The following is a 17,584-nucleotide window of genomic DNA, read 5'->3' as shown; positions in this document are numbered from 1 at the left end:
GGGGCTTACAGCTTGCCGCCGCCCACGCCGTTGGCAATTTCGCGCACCGCGCTCACATACAGGCGGCTGTGGTTGTATTGCCAAACGGCGAAGAAATTGTTGAGGCCGATATAATAATCATACTGGCCGGGCGTGGTTTCCAGGCGGAACAGCACGGCTTTTTCGTGGTCGGCCACTTCCTCCAGCGGCGTTACCCCCATCTGCCGCAGCTCGCCCACGGTTTTATTCAGCGCAGTTTTTTCATCAATCAGCGCCAGCAGTTCCGGCGTGGGCACCATCGACACCGGCACCATCACCTTGCCGCCGCGCCGCCAGCCGTGCGCCTTCAGATAGTTGGCCACCGAAGCCGCCACATCCGGCACGCTGCCCCAGATGTTGCGCTGGCCGTCGCCGTCGTAATCCACCGCCCATTTGCGGTAGCTCGACGGCATAAACTGCGGCATCCCCATCGCCCCGGCGTAGCTGCCGGTGAAGCTGAATGGATCGCGTCCTTCTTCTTTGGCCATCAGCAGGAATTCATGCAACTCCTGCTGGAAAAACTCGCCGCGACGCGGGTAGCCGAACGCCAGCGTGGGCAGCGAATCGGCCAGGCGGAAGCTGCCCATATTGCTGCCATAGTTCGTTTCGATGCCCACAATCGCCACCAACACTTCCGCCGGCACGCCGTATTCGCTCGCCACTTGGTCGAGCACTTGGCGGTATTGCTGGTAGAAACGGCGGCCGCCGTTGATTTTGCCCGCGCCGGCATTGCCGCTACGGAACTCATACCACGGACGCGACGTGCCGGGGCGGTTCATGATATTGACAATATTGCCCTTATACACCGACTGCGCGAAAAACTGCTGCAACTGGCCTTCGCCCATCACGCCCAACCCGGCCTGCTGCCGGATAAAACGCTGCACCTCGGCATTTTGGCTGAACCCGGTTTCCGACACCGGCAAGGCCGATGCTTCCGGCACCGCCTTCTGCGCCTCCGGCACAGGCGCAATCGGCTGCTCGCTGCTGCATGCGGCCAACACAAACAAAACGGCTAAAGCGGGGGCAAATTTCAATTTCATCATGGTTTCCAAGCAAACAAACAATGCATAAAGTGTAGCACAGGCAGCCAACCCGACGCGAATGCAAAGGCTACCTGAAAACTTTCAGGTAGCCTTTAATGCTTGCCGGTCAAGCAGCTAACGTCTTGCCACCGCGGCCGTGGCCAGATATTGCTGTGCCCCGGCGGCAATGGCGCGGGCGGCTTTTTGGCGGAACTGGCTGCTGGCCAGCATCCGCTCTTCGGTGGGGTTGGAAATGAAGGCGGTTTCCACCAAGATCGACGGAATATCCGGCGCCTTGAGCACGGCGAAGCCGGCCTGATCCACATGGCCTTTGTGCAAGCGGTTGATTTTGCCCATTTCGTCGAGCACCGATTTGCCCAGGCGCAAGCTATCGTTAATGGTGGCGGTTTGCACCAGATCAAACAGCGTGTGGTCCACCTGCCGGTTGCCGCTCACGCGGATGCCGCCGATTTGGTCGGAGGCATTTTGCGATTGCGCCAGCCAACGGGCGGCGGCGCTAGTGGCTCTGCCCCGGCTTAAGGCATACACGCCGGTGCCGCGCGGTTGCGGCGTGGTGAAGGCATCGGCATGAATCGAAATGAAAATATCGGCTTTGCGGCTGCGCGCCTTGGCCACGCGCACACCCAGCGGGATAAACACGTCTTCATTGCGCGTCATGTACACCTGATAGCCGAGCCGCTCCATTTCGCGTTTGGCTTCGCGCGCAATCGAAAGTACCACGTCTTTTTCGCGCAAGCCGCTGGGGCCGACCGCGCCGGAATCTTCGCCGCCGTGGCCGGGATCGAGCATCACCACCAGCTTGCGGTTGCCGCGCCGATTGCCGCCGGCCTGGTTTTGCACCGGCGGCACGCTGGTGGTTTGCGCCTGCTCGGTGGCGGTGCCGTCTTGGCGGATGCGGCCGTTGGTGTAGTCTTGCAAGAGCGCCATCAGCGGATCGTCGGCTTCTTGCGCCAGCGCGGCGGCCCGGGTGGGATAGAGGTCGATTACCAGACGGTGTTTGAAATTGGCCACCGGCGCGAGCGAGAACACTTGCGGGTTCACGGCGGTTTTCAAATCCATCACCACGCGAATGGTATCGGGGTTGAACTGCCCCACGCGAATGCCGGCCACATAAGGATCGCTGCGGCTGAGCTTCTGCGGCAGGCTCTGCACCACGCTGTCGAGGCTCGCGCCCTGAATGTCCACCACCAGACGGCGCGGGTTGTCCAGCAGGAAATATTTATGTTGCAGAGGGCGGGTAGATTCGAGCGTGGCGCGGGTATAGGAAGAGGCCGGCCAGATGCGCACGGCCACAAACTGCGGCGTGCCGTGCGCTTCGCCCGTGGGCAAAATGCTCAGGAGCAGCAGGCCGGCGCCGCTGCTTAGGAAAGTTCGGCGGGTAAGTTTTGCCATAATTCGATGAGTTGCTTGCCTTTTTCGGAATCGGCGGAAAGGGTGCAGACACGGCCGCTGCCGCTGTTTTGCAGCGCGATACGCAAATCGGCTGCAGGCACGAAGCCTGCAGCGCGTTGCGGCCATTCGATGAAATGGAGGGCGGGCTCGGCAAACAGTTCGCCCAGCCCGGCATCCTCCCACTCTTCCGGCGCGGCGAAGCGGTATAAATCGAAATGGTTTACCGCTAGGCCGTTTGGCCGGTAGCTTTCCACAATGGCATAAGTGGGGCTTTTCACTGCGCCCGCATGCCCCAACCGGCGCAAAATAGCGCGCACCAACGTGGTTTTGCCCGCGCCCAAATCGCCTTCCAGCCACACCGCCAGCGGTGCGGCCAAATCGGGCGCGATGCGGTTGCCGAAGGCTTCGGTGGCGGCTTCACCGTTGAGAAAGAAAGAGAGGGAGTTTTGCATAGGGCGGATTATAACCCGAAATACTGTTGGGAAAGTTTAAGCTGGGCGGCTTTCAACCAGCCTGCTAATGCTGACTTGGCAGCTTTTAATGCATTGAAGCTGCGCTTTCAGGTAGCCTGGATTGAGGCTACCTGAAAACTTATAGTGAATTAACAAAAACCAGTACAGCGTTGGCTCGCCTTGCCGTAACGTGTGTATTGTCTGCGGCTCGCCGCCTTATCCTGATTTTTGTTAATCCACTATAAATTCGCCCTATCGTGAAATGGATGTGCGCTAAAAGCGTGCGACGGCATTGCCCCGCCATTGCAGAAAGCCAAATTGCAGAAAACCAAAAGGCTACCTGAAAACGAAGTTTCCATGCAGTTAAAACCTGCCAAGCCGTTTTCAGGTAGCCTTTATATTCTGCAACCGTTTCGCCCGGCAGCACAGCCGGATTTACGGGTGAAATTAAGCGCGCAGGCTGCCGTCGTCCATGGTGAGCACGCGGTCGAAGCGTTTGGCCAGTTGCTCGTCGTGGGTAACCACGATCAGGGCGGTGCCCAGCTCGTGTTTGAGCTCCAGCATCATTTCCAGCGCGTGGGTGGCGTTTTTGCGGTCGAGGTTGCCGGTGGGCTCGTCGGCCAGCAGGCAGTCGGGCTTGGTTACCAGGGCGCGGGCGATGGCGGCACGTTGGCGTTCGCCGCCGGAGAGTTCGCCTGGGCGGTGGGTTTTGCGGCTGCCCAAGCCGACTTTTTCTAAAATTTCGGCGGCGGCCGCCTGCGCTTCGGCGCGGCTTTTGCGTGCCACCAGCAGCGGCATCATCACGTTTTCCAGCGCGGAAAACTCGGGCAGCAGGTGGTGGAATTGGTAAACAAAGCCCAAATGGCGGTTGCGCAGCCGACCGATGGCCACTTGGGAGAGGCTGTTGAGGCCCTGCCCTTGGATTTTCACTTCGCCGCTGGTGGGCTTATCCAGCCCGCCGAGAATGTGCAGCAGGGTGGATTTGCCGCTGCCGGAAGCGCCGATGATGCCGATGCCTTCGCCTGAGGCTACCTGAAAATCGATATTGCGCAGCACTTCCACTTTGAGGCTGCCGTCGTCGTAGGTTTTGCCTACGTTTTGGCATTGGATAACGGCTTCTTTATTCATAGCGCAAGGCCTCTGCGGGTTGGGTTTTGGATGCGCGCCAGCTGGGCAGCAGGGTGGCCACGAAGGAGAGACCGAGGGAAATGGCAACAATCGCCAGCACGTCGGACAGCTTCACTTGCGAAGGCATGTAGTCGATGAAATAGATGGCGGAAGTAACCAGCTTGCGGCCGGCCATCTGCTCGATGGCGGCAACGATAACGCCCACGTTCAGCGCCACGGTTACGCCCAGCGCCACGCCGATGGCGGTGCCGACCACACCCAAGAGCGTGCCCTGCACCAGGAAAATCTTCATGATGCCGCGCGGGGGCAGGCCGAGAGTGCGCAAGATGGCGATGGCGGCCTGCTTTTCGGTTACGGTCATGATGAGGGTGGAAATCAGGTTGATGGAGGCGACAAGGCTGATGAAGAACATGATGACGAACATCATCTTTTTCTCCACTTCCACGGCTTGGAAGTAGTCGCGGTTTTGGTAGGTCCAGTCGAAGGCGGCGATGCGGTTGCGCTGCTCGGCGGGCACGATGGCGGCGGTTACGTCGGGAGCGGTTTCTGGCTGCGAGAGGCGCAGCTGAATGCCGACATCGCCATCCCCAGCACGATACAGGGTTTTGGCGTCTTCAATATGGATGATGGACAGGCTGTTATCCACGGCGAAAATGCCGGTGGAAACAGTGGCGGCCACGGTAAATTGCTTCATACGCGGCACCATGCCCACCGGTGTAACGTTGCCTTCGGGCGAAATCAGGGTAACTTTCTCACCCGGCTGCACGCCTAAGCGGTCGGCAATATCTTTGCCCAAAATCATTTCAAACTGGCCGGGCTTGAGCTGCTGATACAGTTCGTTGGGCAGCTTTTCGCCGTATTCCGACACTTTCGGCTCTTCAGCCGGGTCGATCCCCTTTACCTGCACACCCTGAACCTCGCCGGAATTGGCCAGCAGTGCCTGCCCGCTCACATAAGGCGCCACGCCCAGCACACGCGGGTTGGCTTGGGCGATTTTGGCCAGACCCTGCCAGGTGTCGCCCGGTTCGGCCTGTAGATAGCTCATCTGCATATGCGGGGTAACCTTCAGCAGCTGGCCGCGGATTTCTTTTTGAAAACCGTTCATGACGGAAAGCACCACAATCAGCGCGGTTACGCCGGTGGCAATGCCGAAAATCGAGATGATGCTGATAACAGACATCAGCCCGTTGCGTTTTTTGGCGCGCATATAGCGCAGGCCGATCCAAGTTTCTAAGGAAAGCATAGTGGAATGGGCTCCGCAGTCTGCCGAAGCAGGCTGCAATCATGGGATTGGCAGGGTTTCAGGTAGCCTTTATCCGGCTAAAAGCCACTTCATGCAACATCAGTTCGCTTCATTTGCACAATATGCTAGCTGTGCATTTGATACGGCGGCAAGGCACATGCGCTCTGCACTTGCCTGGCAATTAGATTGCAAAAGCGGCACACAGTATACAGACTATTTCCCAGGCGGACATTCGGATTACGCGCATTTGCCCTATTTAACGACAGATACGCCCTGAGTGCGGCTACACCCTGAGTACAGCAGATATAGAAAACTGCATTCTCTGCCAAGCAGAAAATGCAGTTTGGGTAGAAAGTATAGCTGAAGGATTATTTCAGCTTGGTTTCTTTGTAAACCACGTGCTTGCGGGCAACCGGATCGAATTTTTTGATTTCGAATTTGCCGGGGGTGGTCCGCTTGTTTTTGGTGGTGGTGTAGAAATGGCCGGTGCCGGCGCTGGATTCCAGCTTGATTTTATCGCGCATGACTCTAATTCCTTAAATAATGTGATTAGGCTTCGCCGCGTGCGCGCAGATCAGCCAGAACGGCATCAATACCAACTTTGTCAATCAAACGCAAAGCCGCATTGGAAACGCGCAAACGCACCCAGCGGTTTTCGCTCTCAACCCAAAAACGGCGCGATTGCAGGTTCGGCAAAAAACGGCGCTTGGTTTTGTTGTTGGCGTGCGATACGTTGTTACCGGACATCGGCCGCTTTCCGGTTACTTTGCAAACTCGTGCCATGGTTATTCTCCAAACTTCAAAAAATATTAGATAGAAACGAAACTTGCTTTATACCATAGAAAGCATTTCCAGTTCAAGTTTTATCGCGATGAACTTGGCGGATGTGCTGCTGGATACAACATTTTGCGGGCACCCCATCCTAAAGAGGCATAGTTAATCCTTCAGTTTCTTGTTTCAAAAAACATTTGCTTTTGCTCGGTACGTTAATTTTCAGGTAGCCTTATTCGTGGGACGCTTATTGATCTTGTGCAGCGGATGGCACTGGGCGCAACCCAGCCGGTATTGACACCAAAATAACGGTTGTAGTGGTTAGGTTTACCACGCCATCTGACCAGCGCCCAGTTTTTACCATGATCATCGGGGCTGCGTTCAAACAAGGTAACATTTAGATTAGCAGGCAGACTGCCCAAAATACGGCCGCCAGGCGTTTCACGTACTGGGGCAGCCGCGGCGATGCGGCAGCTTTCTGCATGGGTGGCAGCGGAAACTAGCGCAAACAGAACGAACAAGCTAAGGTGTTTCATTTTGAGTCTCCCATGGTCAAGGATAATTAGGATACCTGAAAAATAGCCTATCTGGGTAGGTAATTAGTTAGATGCCCTGTTGTAACAAAGCAGAATTGAGGTACCTCTTGTTTTTCGCGGACGCGGCTTTGCAGATGCAGACGCTCGTCTAATATTTCACTTTTCAATCATATAACTATAACGAAATTATAATTGAATTGGCTTGACATAAGGCCGAAAGGTAACCGTACTGAAGTAAAACAAGACAACTCAATGCTGTAGCTGAATCTAAGTTAATTCGCTATAACACATACTTAAGATACAGCCAAACACCAAATTTAAAGGCAACACAATGGACAAATCAAACGCCAGCGTAAGTAAATTCCTCAGTTATATCCTGCGCCACCATCCCGAAGCCATCAGTTTAACGCTGGATGGCGAAGGCTGGGCAGATGTGGATGAGCTATTAACCCAGGCAACCGCACACGGGCGCAATATCAGCCTGCCGCTATTGCATGAGGTGGTGGCCACCAATAATAAAAAACGGTTTACGCTGTCTGCCGATGGCCGCAAAATCCGTGCCGAACAAGGGCATTCCACGGCACAAGTGGATATTGCCTACACCGAAACCGAGCCGCCAGAAATCCTGTATCACGGCACGGCGCAGCGTTTTGCCGAGGCGATTGAACAACAGGGCTTGCTGCCGGGCAGCCGGCATTATGTGCACTTGTCGGGCGATGTGGAAACGGCTGTGTCGGTGGGTAGCCGCCACGGCAAGCCGTTGGTTCTGAAAGTGCAGGCCGGCTTGATGCGGCGGCAGGGTTTTGTGTTTTACTTAACAGCCAATAAAGTGTGGCTGATTAAAGAAGTGCCGCCACAGTTCTTACGACAAATGTAAGAGGCTACCTGAAACTTTTCGATTGCGCAGGCAGACTTTCAGGTAGCCTGTTAGCTATGGATTAACAGGGCCATCTGAAGGTACAAACTTTAACCTAGAGCAAACATTTGGCCTGCAATATTCTTGAATAATCTAGGGCGTGCCATTTCGCTGTTGAGTAAAACCTTTGTTAAAATCCGCCATTTCCGCCGCACGGGCAAACAATCTACTTGCCACTTGCGCCTTGTGGCTTTACAGTTCGGCCTGTGCGAAATGCACGTTTTTCAGGAGAAATCCCCCATGCAACAGACAAAAGACCAAGAATGGCTGCTGGTGGACGGCGGCAATCTTGAGGTGTGTGTGACCCGCGAAGCAGATGCCGTAGAAGAAGCGCAACGTCTGCGTTTCGACATCTTCGGCCGCGAGATGGGCGCCGGAATACATGGCGAAAACGGCCGCGACATCGACCATTACGACGAATTCTGTCGTCACCTTATTGTGCGCGACAAAACCAGCGGCCGCATCATCGGCACCTACCGCCTGATTACCGAAGAGGCGGCCAAAGCTGCCGGCGGCTGGTATTCCGATTCAGAATTCGACCTCTCCCGCATCCGCCATATCCTGCCCAAAACCGTGGAACTGGGGCGCGCCTGCGTACATAAGGACTACCGCACCGGCGGCACGATTTCATTGCTGTGGATGGGCTTGATCAGCTTCATGCAAGCGCACGGCCTGGAATACATGATCGGCTGCGGCAGCGTGCATGTGGACGACGGCGGGCACTACGCCGCCAGCCTGTTTAACCAGCTCAAGCAAACCCATTATTCGCCCGAGGAATACCGCGTGTTCCCGAAAGTACCGCTGCCGCTGAACGAACTACGGCAGGATTTGGAGGTGGAGGCGCCGCCCCTGATGAAGGGCTATCTGCGCGCCGGCGTATGGATTTGCGGCGAGCCGCATTGGGACAAGGATTTCGGCAGTGCCGATATGCTGGTGATGATGCCGATGGCCAATATCCATCCGCGTTATGCCAAACATTTTGTTAAATAAGTCAGGAGATAAGGTTAGCTGATGCGCAAGCTCAGACTGATTGTCAGGCTATTTGGAGTGGCCGCCGTTTTGCTGTGGGGCTGCTTTCAGGTAGCCTTGTTTTTCGGCCGTGAAGATAAGGCCAAACGTCAATGGCGGATTCAACGCTGGTCGCGCCGGTGCATGAAAGTGTTCGGTACCAAGCTGACCGTGCACGGCGCGGAGCGTTTTTTCGCCGAGGGCGGCCAGTTTATGGTGGGCAACCACATCTCCTGGCTGGATATTTTTCTCATCAACTCCGTGCAAGCCGTGCGCTTTGTGGCTAAACAGGAAGTGCGCGACTGGCCGGTAATCGGCTGGCTGGTGGCGCGGGTGGACACGGTATTCATCAAACGCGGCAACCGCCAATCGTCACAGCAGGTGATGGATGTGCTGTTGCAGATTTTGGCGGAAAAAGACTACGCCGTGGTGTTCCCTGAAGGCACGAGCACTGACGGGCACGGCATCAAGCCGTTTAAGAGCGGGCTGTTCGATACCGCCATCATTGCCAAACAGCCGGTGTGGCCGGTATTGGTGTACTACCCGAACGAAGACGGCAGCCCAAACACAAATATGGCCTATTGCGGCGACACCAGCCTGTGGGAGTCGTTTTGCCGCATCCTGCCGCAAAAGCGTAGCGAAGGCGTGCTGTATTTTCTGGAGCCGATTCCGCCGGAAGGCAAAACGCGGCAGGAGCTGTGCGCGGCCGCCCAAGCGCAAATTGCGGCCAAACTGGCCGAACTGCGCGGCCTGCCGCCCGAGAGTGTGGTGGAGGAAAAAGGTGCTGTGTTTGAGCGGACTTAATCCACTGTGATGATTATTGAGCCGTCCCGTTTGTTGGGGCGGCTTTTGTTTGGCTTGGTAACTTTAGGATTTTCAGGTAGCTTCCAATCAAAAATCGGCAGCCATAGCTGAAATCATAATTTCTTCACACCAATACAGCGAAGAGCAGACGGTAAGTAGCACGGCAAAGCAGGCCAACGCAGTAGGAAGCTAAATTTCAGGTAGCCTGTGGGCAGAGCAGGCTACCTGAAATTTTGTGGCATTCAATTTGAAATATCCAACAGGCCTAACCAAGCAGCAAGCGGCGCAGGATATTTTCGTAGATGGAGGAGAGGCGGGGGATGGCGGCAAGCTCGATGTGCTCGTCGATCTGGTGGATGCTTTCATTCACCGGGCCGAGCTCGATGAGTTCGCGGGCAATGGCTTTGATAAAGCGGCCGTCCGATGTGCCGCCGCCGGTGGAAAGAGAGGCTTGGATGCCGCACTCTTCGGCAATGGCGGCTTGGGCAGCTTGGATGAGGCGGCCGGTTTCGGTTAGGAAGGGTTGGCCGGAGAGCTGCCATTGGAGGCTGTAGTGCAAACGGTGTTTCTCCAAGATGGCTTCCACGCGGCGTTGCAGGCTTTCGGCATCGGATTCGGTGGAGAAACGGAAGTTGAACTGGACGGATAGTTCGCCGGGGATGACGTTGGTGGCGCCGGTGCCGGCGTGGATATTGGAAATTTGGAAGCCGGTGGGCGGGAAGTAGGCGTTGCCGTTGTCCCAATGCCCAGCGGTGAGTTCGGCCAGGGCGGGGGCGGCAAGGTGGACGGGGTTGGCGGCAAGGTGGGGATAGGCGATGTGGCCTTGTTTGCCGCGGATGGTGAGGCTACCTGAAAGCGAGCCGCGACGACCGTTTTTGATGGTGTCGCCCAATTCGCGTTCGGCAGTCGGCTCGCCGACGATGCAGTAGTCGATATGCTCGCCGCGTGCGCGCAGGGTTTCCACCACGCGCACGGTGCCGTCTTTGCCGTCGCCCTCTTCGTCTGAAGTAATCAGCAGGGCGAGGCTACCTGAAAATTGCGGATATTGTGCAACGAAGCGTTCGCAGGCGGTGATGAAGCAGGCGATGCCGGTTTTCATGTCGGCCGCACCGCGCCCGTAGAGCTGGCCGTTGCGTTCGGCGGGCTGAAACGGCGGGGATGTCCAGGCTTCGGCCGGGCCGGGCGGGACAACGTCTGTATGCCCGGCAAAGCATGCCAGAGGCGTGCCGTTGCCGCGCCGCGCCCACAGGTTTTGCGTTTGACCGAAGGGCATGGGTTCGACAGTAAAGCCGATGGCGCGCAGGCGCTCGGCGATTATCTCTTGGCAGCTGTGGTCGTCCGGGGTAATGGAGGCCTGTGCGATAAGTTGTTTGGCTAGTTGGAGAGAAGCGGTTTCAGGCATATGGGCAAAGTTGCAATAGATAATAATGAGACTGGGTTATAGCGGGTTTGCTTGAATTTGCCAAGTTTCAAGTAGCCTGCAAACTGGGAAAGGCTACCTGAGGATTAAGCCACAATTTAAAGCTGTTGATAAAACAACTCCCCACACATTTATTTTTACTGATGAATGAAACAACTAGCCAATATTATACATAGACAAAAGAATATTTTCGGCGAAATAGCTTGACTTAAAAAATAAGCCTGACTATAATTCGAAACTTCACAGCGCACCCGTAGCTCAGTTGGATAGAGTATCTGGCTACGAACCAGAGGGTCGGGCGTTCGAATCGCTCCGGGTGCGCCACAATTTATCCGCGCCCATCGTCTAGCGGTTAGGACATCGCCCTTTCACGGCGGTAACGGGGGTTCGATTCCCCCTGGGCGTGCCAGATTTCGAGAGTCCAGTTAATTCTGGGCTTTGGAATAATAAAAATAGCAATTATTTTGGAACTTAACCCTGAAAACAAGGTTAAGTTCTTTTTATTTATGCTTTATATATAACTTAACTGCTGCAATTCCTTGTTCTACTTCATTTGGAATCAATAAATAGCATTAGACTGCTAGCTAAAAGCAGCATCACAAGAGAATAACAAAGAGAGCCAGCGCAAGCATAGTGAATCAAAATAAGAGCAAGACAAAGCAAGCGGTAAGCTGAAAACACTAACGGAAGTACGGCAGGGCGGGTTAATGTTGCAGCGGAAGTGAAGTTAATTTGCTATAAACAAATGAAGCACTACAGCCTTGCCAATACATTGTAGTGAATTAACAAAAATCAGGACAAGGCGACGAGCCGCAGACAGTACAGATAGTACGGCAAGGCAACGCTGTACTGGTTTTTGTTAATTCACTATAACCACTTAGCCCAAACACAATTAAAGGCTACCTGAAAATTTTCAGGTAGCCTTTTCACCAATCCTCTCGCATCACGATAATTGCACTCAACCCACTGATTGTGCAAATGCCTCAATCCGTGCCGCCAGCTTCTCGGCGCTCAATCCCAAGTCATCTAGCAGGATGGCCGGATCGCCGTGGCCGGTAACGATGTCTTTGATACCCAGCAGCAACACAGGCAAGCGGCAGCCCTGTTTGGTCAGCACTTCCAACACCGCGCTGCCGGCTCCGCCTTGCACGGCGTTTTCTTCGATACACACCAGCCGCTGGTGGGTGGCGGACAGTTCGGCAATCAATTCTTCATCCAGCGGTTTCACAAAGCGCATATCGGCCACGGTTAAATCCAGCTGTTCCGCTGCCTGCAACGCGGGCTGCACCATACTGCCGAAAGCCAACACGGCGGTTCCTCTGCCCTGCCGCCGTACCACGCCTTTGCCTACCGGCACGGTATCCAAGCTGCTGCCGATTGCCGTGCTGCCGCTGGCGCCGCGCGGGTAGCGCACGGCTGTCGGGCAATCCAGCGCGTAGCAGGTGGAAAGCAACAAGCGGCACTCTTCGCCGCTGCTGGGGGCAGCCAGTACCATATTCGGGATGCAGCGCAGGAAGCTCAGATCATAGGCACCGGCATGGGTGGGGCCGTCGGCGCCGACGATACCGGCGCGGTCGACGGCGAACAATACCGACAAATTTTGCAATGCCACGTCGTGCACCAACTGGTCGTAGGCGCGCTGCAGGAAGGTGGAGTAAACCGCCACCACAGGCTTAATGCCACAGCAGGCCAGGCCGGCAGCAAAAGTAACGGCGTGCTGCTCGGCAATGCCGACATCGAAATAGCGTTCGGGAAAGCGTCGCTCAAATTCCACCAATCCGCTGCCTTCACGCATGGCGGGGGTAATGGCGACTAATTTGTTATCTACGGCGGCTTGGTCGCATATCCATTGGCCGAAAATTTGGGTGTAGCTCAAAGGGGCAGCGCCGCCGCTAACCGGGCCTTGGTCGGGATTGAATTTGCCCACTGCGTGAAAACCGACCGGGTCGTTTTCGGCCAGTTTGTAGCCCTGCCCTTTTTGCGTGAGCACATGCAAAAGCTGCGGGCCTTTGCGCTGTTTCATCTCTTTGAGCACGGCCACCAGCTGCCGCACGTCGTGGCCGTCCACCGGGCCGGTGTAGGTGAAGCCGAAGTTGTCGAACAGGGAATCGGGGCGGATGCGCGAACCGTCGAGCACGCTTTTCAGCCGCTGCTCCACTTTCTGCGCGATGTGCAGCGCACCGGGCAGTTTGTCGAGCACTTTTTCGGATTTGTGTTTGATGCTGCGCAGGGTGTCGCGCCAGTCTTTGCCCTGGCTGCCGGCAAGATATTTGGGGAAAGCGCCCACGTTGGGGGAAATCGACATTTCGTTGTCGTTGAGGATAACCAGCAAATCGGTATCCATATCGCCGGCATTGTTCAGCGCTTCAAAAGCTTGGCCGGCGGTCATCGCGCCGTCGCCGATAACGGCCACGCTGCGGTTGGGGCTACCTGAAAGCTTGTCGGCCACCGCCATGCCCAATGCCGCACCGATGGAGGTGGAAGAATGGCCGACGCCGAAATCGTCGTATTCCGATTCGCTGCGCTTGGGGAAACCGGCCAAGCCGCTGTATTGGCGCATGGTGTGCATACGATTGCGGCGGCCGGTGAGCACTTTGTGCGGATAGCTTTGGTGGCCTACGTCCCAAATTAAGTGGTCGTTGGGCGTGTCGTACACATAATGCAATGCCACAGCCAGCTCTACCGCGCCCAGATTGCTGGCGAAATGGCCGCCGGTCTGGCTGATGCTCTCCAACAGAAAGGTGCGCAGTTCGGCAGCCAGCTGCGGCAGCTGGTCTTCACGCAAACGGCGCAAATCCTGCGGATAGTCGATGGTATCGAGAAGCGGCGTGGTAGTCATGGTGTGGCGGTTCCCTATTGATTGGGATAAATAAAGGCGGATTATATAGCCATTCCGCCCGGCACGGCAGGCAAATTGGCATCAACACGCCAATCCTTGCTATGATGGCACTTTCCCACCCGGCCACCGACATGACCGACACTGCCCAAATCATCACCAGCTACGGCCGCCGCTTTATCGTACGCACTGCCGATGGACACACCTTCGAGGCCACCACCCGAAAAAAACGGGTGGACTTCGCCTGCGGCGACCAAGTGCACATTACGCCGCTGAATGCCGAGCAGGCAGTGATTGAAGATTTCCTGCCGCGCCGCAGCCTGCTCTATCGGCAAGATGCTTGGAAAACCAAGCTGATTGCCGCCAATGTAAGCCAACTGCTGATTGTACTGGCTGCCGTGCCTACACCCAGCGAGCTGCTATTACAACGCGCCCTGCTGGCGGCAGAAGCAGCCGATATCGGCGCGGTGATTGTGTTGAACAAAACCGATTTGCCGGAAACAGAACAATGGCGCAGCAAACTGGCGTTTTACGAAGGCCTAGGCTATCCCGTGCTGCCTGTCAGCGCCATGCAAGATGCCGCCGCCCTGCTGCCGGTGTTGAATGGGCACACCAGCATCCTGTTGGGCCAAAGCGGCATGGGCAAATCCACTCTGATTAACGCCCTGCTCGGCCAAAGCATTGCCCGCACCAACGAAATCTCCAGCGCCCTCGACTCCGGCAAACACACCACCACCCACGCCCAGCTCTACGACCTAAACGAAACCTCCTGCATCATCGACTCCCCCGGTTTGCAGGAATTCGGCCTGCACCATCTTCAGGTAGCCTCCCTGCCCCAATACTTCCCCGATATGCGCGGCTTCATCGGCCAATGCCGATTCCACAACTGCAGCCACCGCCAAGAGCCCGGCTGCGCGCTCAAAGCCGCCGCCGAAGCCGGCCATATCCGTGCCGACCGCCTGCAGCTTCTGCAACAGCTGACCGATGAACTATCCACGAAGAAATGGTAGCCCTCTGAGGCCGTTTACCGACATTGCTGTATTTACATAGCCCTGCATATCTTTACCCGCCCAAACTTGCACAATCAGAATAGATAATTTACCATTTTTAAAAAGGCAATCTATCAGATAATATTAATGATTTATCTGTTTGCGCTAGAAAATAACAGCTTTAAAGAGAGTAAATTATGCCAAAAAAAACCACCAACTACGTTGTAACCATTGCTGATGCCATCAACAGCAACCAAAACCGTCAAGTTGTGCTACAGCTACCGCGCGAAGAAATACGCTATCTGAACCAGGCCGAATTTAAAAAATTCGTGGCCGACAAATGCCAAGTGAGCGCATTTAAAATTCACTCTATCGAGCGTTTTTACAAATAAGCTCTTACTCAAAAGGCCTCAGCTATTCAGCCATATATAGCAAAACCGCTCCGGCTTAATAACCGGAGCGGTTTTATATGAGGTGGCGAGCCGGAACCCCGGCACTGCTGAATTCAGGGTGGGCTGCTTGCTTCCGCACCTGACCCCTTGCCCCAAACCTGCATGCGGGGGGACCCGCCATAAGAATTGCGGATTATACGGAGCCAAATACATTTTGCCAAGACGGCAAAATTTTCAGGTAGCCTCAACATTGATATAACTGACGGGTGTAAACTCAGCCGCTACAGTGTTTTTCAGGTAGCCTGTATTACCCGCTATCACGAAGATAAAACCCACCTGTTCACCCGACACTCCTAAAAAGGCTACCTGAAAACCTCGTCCGGCTTTCAGGTAGCCTTTATTTTGTATAAGCCAACAGCCCAATTACTGGCGGAAACCTTCCAACACCTTAACACGGAATATCGGAAACTCATCCAGCTCGTCCAACACGAACAGCTGGGCATCATGTTCCTTCTCAAACCCTTTTTCAAATTTTTCCAACAGGGTGGTGCGGGCGTTGCTAACATCGTATTTCTTGGTGATTTTCAAGCGTGCCGCCCATTGGCGGCGTGCCGGATCTTCGATAATCATCATCAGGCAGTGCAGCTCAAAATCGCCCTTATCGTCGTTGCCGGAAAACTTGTCTGAAAAATTGCGCAACATACTGCTCTTTCCCTTTTAATATTAAAAAAAATATAAAAAACTTAACCTGATTATACGTTTTGTCCGCAGGCAGTGTCATTGTTTGCCCGTGTGATATTTTTGATTTAAGTCAAATAAAGGACGAATTGGATATAATTTAAATAATTTCTCGGGAAAGGCAGACAAAAAACTGAATTATCAGGCCAAAAGCATCATTTAGCCCACACGGTAAAATGCCAGGCTGCCCAGCAGGTTCGGCAGGCAGGATACGCGCCGGCCGCCGGCCATCACCGCGCGTTCCAGCACGCGGATGCGGTTTTTCGCGCACAGGCGGTCGAAATCGCTGAGGGTGCACCAATGAATATTCGGCGTATCGTACCAATCGTAGGGCATGCGCTCGCTCACCGGCATATGCCCGCCGAAGGCTACCTGAAAACGGTTGCGCCAATAGCCAAAATTGGGGAAGGTAACAATCGCTTCCTTGGCCACGCGGGTGAGGTCGCGCAGGATGGTTTCCACGTTTTGCATGGCCTGGATGGTTTGGCTGAGCACAATCACATCGAAGCTGCCGTTGCCGAACGCCTGCAAACCCTGCTCCAAATCAGCCTGAATCACGTTCACGCCGCGGGCGATGGCGGCAATCACGCTGCCGGTGTCGATTTCCACGCCGTAGCCTTTGCAGTTTTTGTGTTTCACCAGGGCGTGCAGCAATTCACCGTCGCCGCAGCCCAAATCCAGCACGCGGCTGCCGGCGGGAATCCAGTCGTAAATCAGTTGCAGGTCGTCACGCAGATTCATGCGCCAACTCCTTGTGGATATTATCGATATAGGCTTTCACGGCTTTCAAATACGGTTCGTCTTCCATCAGGAAGGCATCATGGCCGTGGGAAGATTCGATTTCGATGTATTGCACGTCTTTTTCCGCGCTGATCAGGGCTTTCACCAATTCATGCGAACGTTCCGGCGCAAAACGCCAGTCGCTGCTGAAGCTGGCCACGAAGAATTTGGCCTGCACGCCCAAGAGCGCGGTGTGCAGATTGTGGCCGAAATCGGCGGCGGGGTCGAAATAATCCAGCGCCTTGGTCATGAGCAGGTAGGTGTTGGCATCGAAGCGGTCGGCGAATTTGTCACCCTGGTAGCGCAGATAGCTTTCCACTTCGAATTCAATGCCGTAGCCGTATTGATAATTGCCGTTGCGCATTTGGCGGCCGAATTTTTTGCCCAGCCCGTCTTCGGCCAGATAGGTGATGTGCCCCATCATGCGGGCAATTTTCAGGCCGCGCCGGGGCAGGGTTTGGCGGCTGGCGTAGTGGCCTTCGTGGAAGTCGGGATCGGTGAGGATGGCCTGGCGGGCCACGTCGTTAAACGCGATGTTTTGGGTGGACAATTTGGGCGCGGACGCAATCACCAACGCGTGGCGCACGCGTTCGGGGAAGTCGATTGCCCATTGCAGGGCCTGCATGCCGCCTAGGCTGCCGCCCATCACCGCCGCCCATTGTTTGATGCCGAAATGGTCGGCCAGCAGGGCTTGCGAACGCACCCAGTCTTTTACGGTTACCATCGGGAAATCCGAGCCGTAGGGCTTGCCGGTGGCCGGGTTGGTGCTCAAGGGGCCACTGCTGCCGGCGCAGCCGCCCAAGTTGTTGAGCCCGACCACGAAAAAGCGGTTGGTATCCACCGGTTTATTGGGGCCGACCATGTTATCCCACCAGCCCGGGTGTTTGTCGTCCGGATGGTGGCGGCCGGCCACGTGGTGCGTGCCGGAAAGGGCGTGGCAAATCAGGATGGCGTTGGATTTATCGGCGTTGAGTGTGCCGTAGGTTTCGGTAATCAAATCAAAACGCGGCAGCGTGGCGCCATTTTGCAGGGCAAAGGGCTGTTCGAAGGCAATGGTTTGCGGGGTAACGATGCCCACGGAAGCGGGTGGGTTCATAGATAGAAATTGATGTGATTAA

Annotated in this window: 18 protein-coding genes, 2 tRNA genes and 1 other RNA gene; 7 read left to right on the top strand and 14 right to left on the bottom strand. The window is 55.4% G+C overall.

From position 1 onward, the window contains the following. Window positions 1-5: 5 nt before the first annotated feature. From mltB to A7Q00_RS13170, 8 genes are all read right to left on the bottom strand, one after another. On the bottom strand, window positions 6-1,061 hold the full coding sequence (mltB, locus tag A7Q00_RS00420) for a lytic murein transglycosylase B (protein WP_156503668.1): 1,056 nt from the start codon (window positions 1,059-1,061) through the stop codon (window positions 6-8). A 114-nt stretch (window positions 1,062-1,175) separates the two neighbouring features. Next, entirely contained in the window at window positions 1,176-2,453 is a 1,278-nt protein-coding gene (locus A7Q00_RS00415) for an N-acetylmuramoyl-L-alanine amidase (protein WP_064088685.1), read from the bottom strand. Next, complete coding sequence (gene tsaE, locus A7Q00_RS00410; protein WP_064088684.1) at window positions 2,423-2,905, bottom strand: tRNA (adenosine(37)-N6)-threonylcarbamoyltransferase complex ATPase subunit type 1 TsaE; 483 nt, start codon at window positions 2,903-2,905, stop codon at window positions 2,423-2,425. The genes A7Q00_RS00415 and tsaE overlap by 31 nt, the downstream gene beginning before the upstream one ends. A gap of 447 nt (window positions 2,906-3,352) precedes the next feature. Beyond that, complete coding sequence (lolD, locus tag A7Q00_RS00405; protein WP_064088683.1) at window positions 3,353-4,033, bottom strand: lipoprotein-releasing ABC transporter ATP-binding protein LolD; 681 nt, start codon at window positions 4,031-4,033, stop codon at window positions 3,353-3,355. Continuing rightward, window positions 4,026-5,276: a lipoprotein-releasing ABC transporter permease subunit gene (locus A7Q00_RS00400; RefSeq protein WP_064088682.1), complete on the bottom strand. Its 1,251-nt coding sequence runs from the start codon at window positions 5,274-5,276 to the stop codon at window positions 4,026-4,028. The genes lolD and A7Q00_RS00400 overlap by 8 nt, the downstream gene beginning before the upstream one ends. Window positions 5,277-5,644: 368 nt before the next feature. Continuing rightward, on the bottom strand, window positions 5,645-5,800 hold the full coding sequence (rpmG, locus tag A7Q00_RS00395) for a 50S ribosomal protein L33 (protein ID WP_003822324.1): 156 nt from the start codon (window positions 5,798-5,800) through the stop codon (window positions 5,645-5,647). A 25-nt stretch (window positions 5,801-5,825) separates the two neighbouring features. Further along, window positions 5,826-6,059 (bottom strand): 50S ribosomal protein L28, encoded by a 234-nt coding sequence (rpmB, locus tag A7Q00_RS00390; RefSeq protein WP_035579964.1) that lies wholly within the window; start codon window positions 6,057-6,059, stop codon window positions 5,826-5,828. A gap of 203 nt (window positions 6,060-6,262) precedes the next feature. Then, a complete protein-coding gene (locus A7Q00_RS13170; protein WP_156503667.1) occupies window positions 6,263-6,583 on the bottom strand; it encodes a hypothetical protein in 321 nt (106 codons plus the stop codon). 331 nt (window positions 6,584-6,914) lie between these two features. Here A7Q00_RS13170 and A7Q00_RS00385 point away from each other — a divergent pair, with 331 nt between their 5' ends. From A7Q00_RS00385 to A7Q00_RS00375, 3 genes are all read left to right on the top strand, one after another. After that, window positions 6,915-7,460 carry an RNA 2'-phosphotransferase gene (locus A7Q00_RS00385; protein WP_064088681.1) on the top strand — a complete coding sequence of 182 codons (546 nt, stop codon included), beginning with the start codon at window positions 6,915-6,917 and terminating at the stop codon, window positions 7,458-7,460. A gap of 279 nt (window positions 7,461-7,739) precedes the next feature. Then, window positions 7,740-8,489, top strand: coding sequence for a GNAT family N-acetyltransferase (locus tag A7Q00_RS00380; protein WP_064088721.1), 750 nt, complete (start codon window positions 7,740-7,742; stop codon window positions 8,487-8,489). A gap of 21 nt (window positions 8,490-8,510) precedes the next feature. After that, window positions 8,511-9,311: a lysophospholipid acyltransferase family protein gene (locus tag A7Q00_RS00375; RefSeq protein WP_064088680.1), complete on the top strand. Its 801-nt coding sequence runs from the start codon at window positions 8,511-8,513 to the stop codon at window positions 9,309-9,311. A gap of 265 nt (window positions 9,312-9,576) precedes the next feature. Here the strand turns inward: A7Q00_RS00375 and dapE are convergent, their stop codons facing one another. Next, on the bottom strand, window positions 9,577-10,713 hold the full coding sequence (gene dapE / locus A7Q00_RS00370) for a succinyl-diaminopimelate desuccinylase (RefSeq protein ID WP_064088679.1): 1,137 nt from the start codon (window positions 10,711-10,713) through the stop codon (window positions 9,577-9,579). Window positions 10,714-10,978: 265 nt separating this feature from the next. Between dapE and A7Q00_RS00365 the strand changes: the two genes are divergently transcribed. Together A7Q00_RS00365 and A7Q00_RS00360 are read left to right on the top strand one after the other, a co-directional pair. After that, window positions 10,979-11,055: transfer RNA gene (locus tag A7Q00_RS00365), tRNA-Arg, on the top strand. A 10-nt stretch (window positions 11,056-11,065) separates the two neighbouring features. Next, window positions 11,066-11,140: transfer RNA gene (locus A7Q00_RS00360), tRNA-Glu, on the top strand. Between the two features lie 549 nt (window positions 11,141-11,689). On the opposite strand, the gene dxs is transcribed toward A7Q00_RS00360, so the two are convergent. After that, window positions 11,690-13,570, bottom strand: coding sequence for a 1-deoxy-D-xylulose-5-phosphate synthase (gene dxs, locus A7Q00_RS00355; protein WP_064088678.1), 1,881 nt, complete (start codon window positions 13,568-13,570; stop codon window positions 11,690-11,692). A 131-nt stretch (window positions 13,571-13,701) separates the two neighbouring features. Here dxs and rsgA point away from each other — a divergent pair, with 131 nt between their 5' ends. Further along, window positions 13,702-14,577 (top strand): ribosome small subunit-dependent GTPase A, encoded by an 876-nt coding sequence (gene rsgA / locus A7Q00_RS00350; protein WP_064088720.1) that lies wholly within the window; start codon window positions 13,702-13,704, stop codon window positions 14,575-14,577. Between the two features lie 176 nt (window positions 14,578-14,753). After that, window positions 14,754-14,948 (top strand): hypothetical protein, encoded by a 195-nt coding sequence (locus A7Q00_RS00345; protein ID WP_064088677.1) that lies wholly within the window; start codon window positions 14,754-14,756, stop codon window positions 14,946-14,948. An 81-nt stretch (window positions 14,949-15,029) separates the two neighbouring features. On the opposite strand, the gene ffs is transcribed toward A7Q00_RS00345, so the two are convergent. From ffs to metX, 4 genes are all read right to left on the bottom strand, one after another. Then, window positions 15,030-15,127: signal recognition particle sRNA small type (ffs, locus tag A7Q00_RS00340), an RNA gene on the bottom strand. Between the two features lie 244 nt (window positions 15,128-15,371). Further along, window positions 15,372-15,650 (bottom strand): hypothetical protein, encoded by a 279-nt coding sequence (locus tag A7Q00_RS00335; RefSeq protein WP_003824246.1) that lies wholly within the window; start codon window positions 15,648-15,650, stop codon window positions 15,372-15,374. A 195-nt stretch (window positions 15,651-15,845) separates the two neighbouring features. Further along, complete coding sequence (gene metW / locus A7Q00_RS00330; RefSeq protein ID WP_064088676.1) at window positions 15,846-16,427, bottom strand: methionine biosynthesis protein MetW; 582 nt, start codon at window positions 16,425-16,427, stop codon at window positions 15,846-15,848. Then, window positions 16,414-17,562, bottom strand: coding sequence for a homoserine O-succinyltransferase MetX (gene metX, locus A7Q00_RS00325; protein WP_064088675.1), 1,149 nt, complete (start codon window positions 17,560-17,562; stop codon window positions 16,414-16,416). Before metX ends, metW begins: the two co-directional genes overlap by 14 nt. Window positions 17,563-17,584 lie beyond the last annotated feature (22 nt).

The organism is Eikenella halliae, from assembly GCF_001648475.1.
Taxonomy (GTDB): domain Bacteria; phylum Pseudomonadota; class Gammaproteobacteria; order Burkholderiales; family Neisseriaceae; genus Eikenella; species Eikenella halliae.
This window is presented reverse-complemented; position numbering and strand designations above follow the sequence as displayed.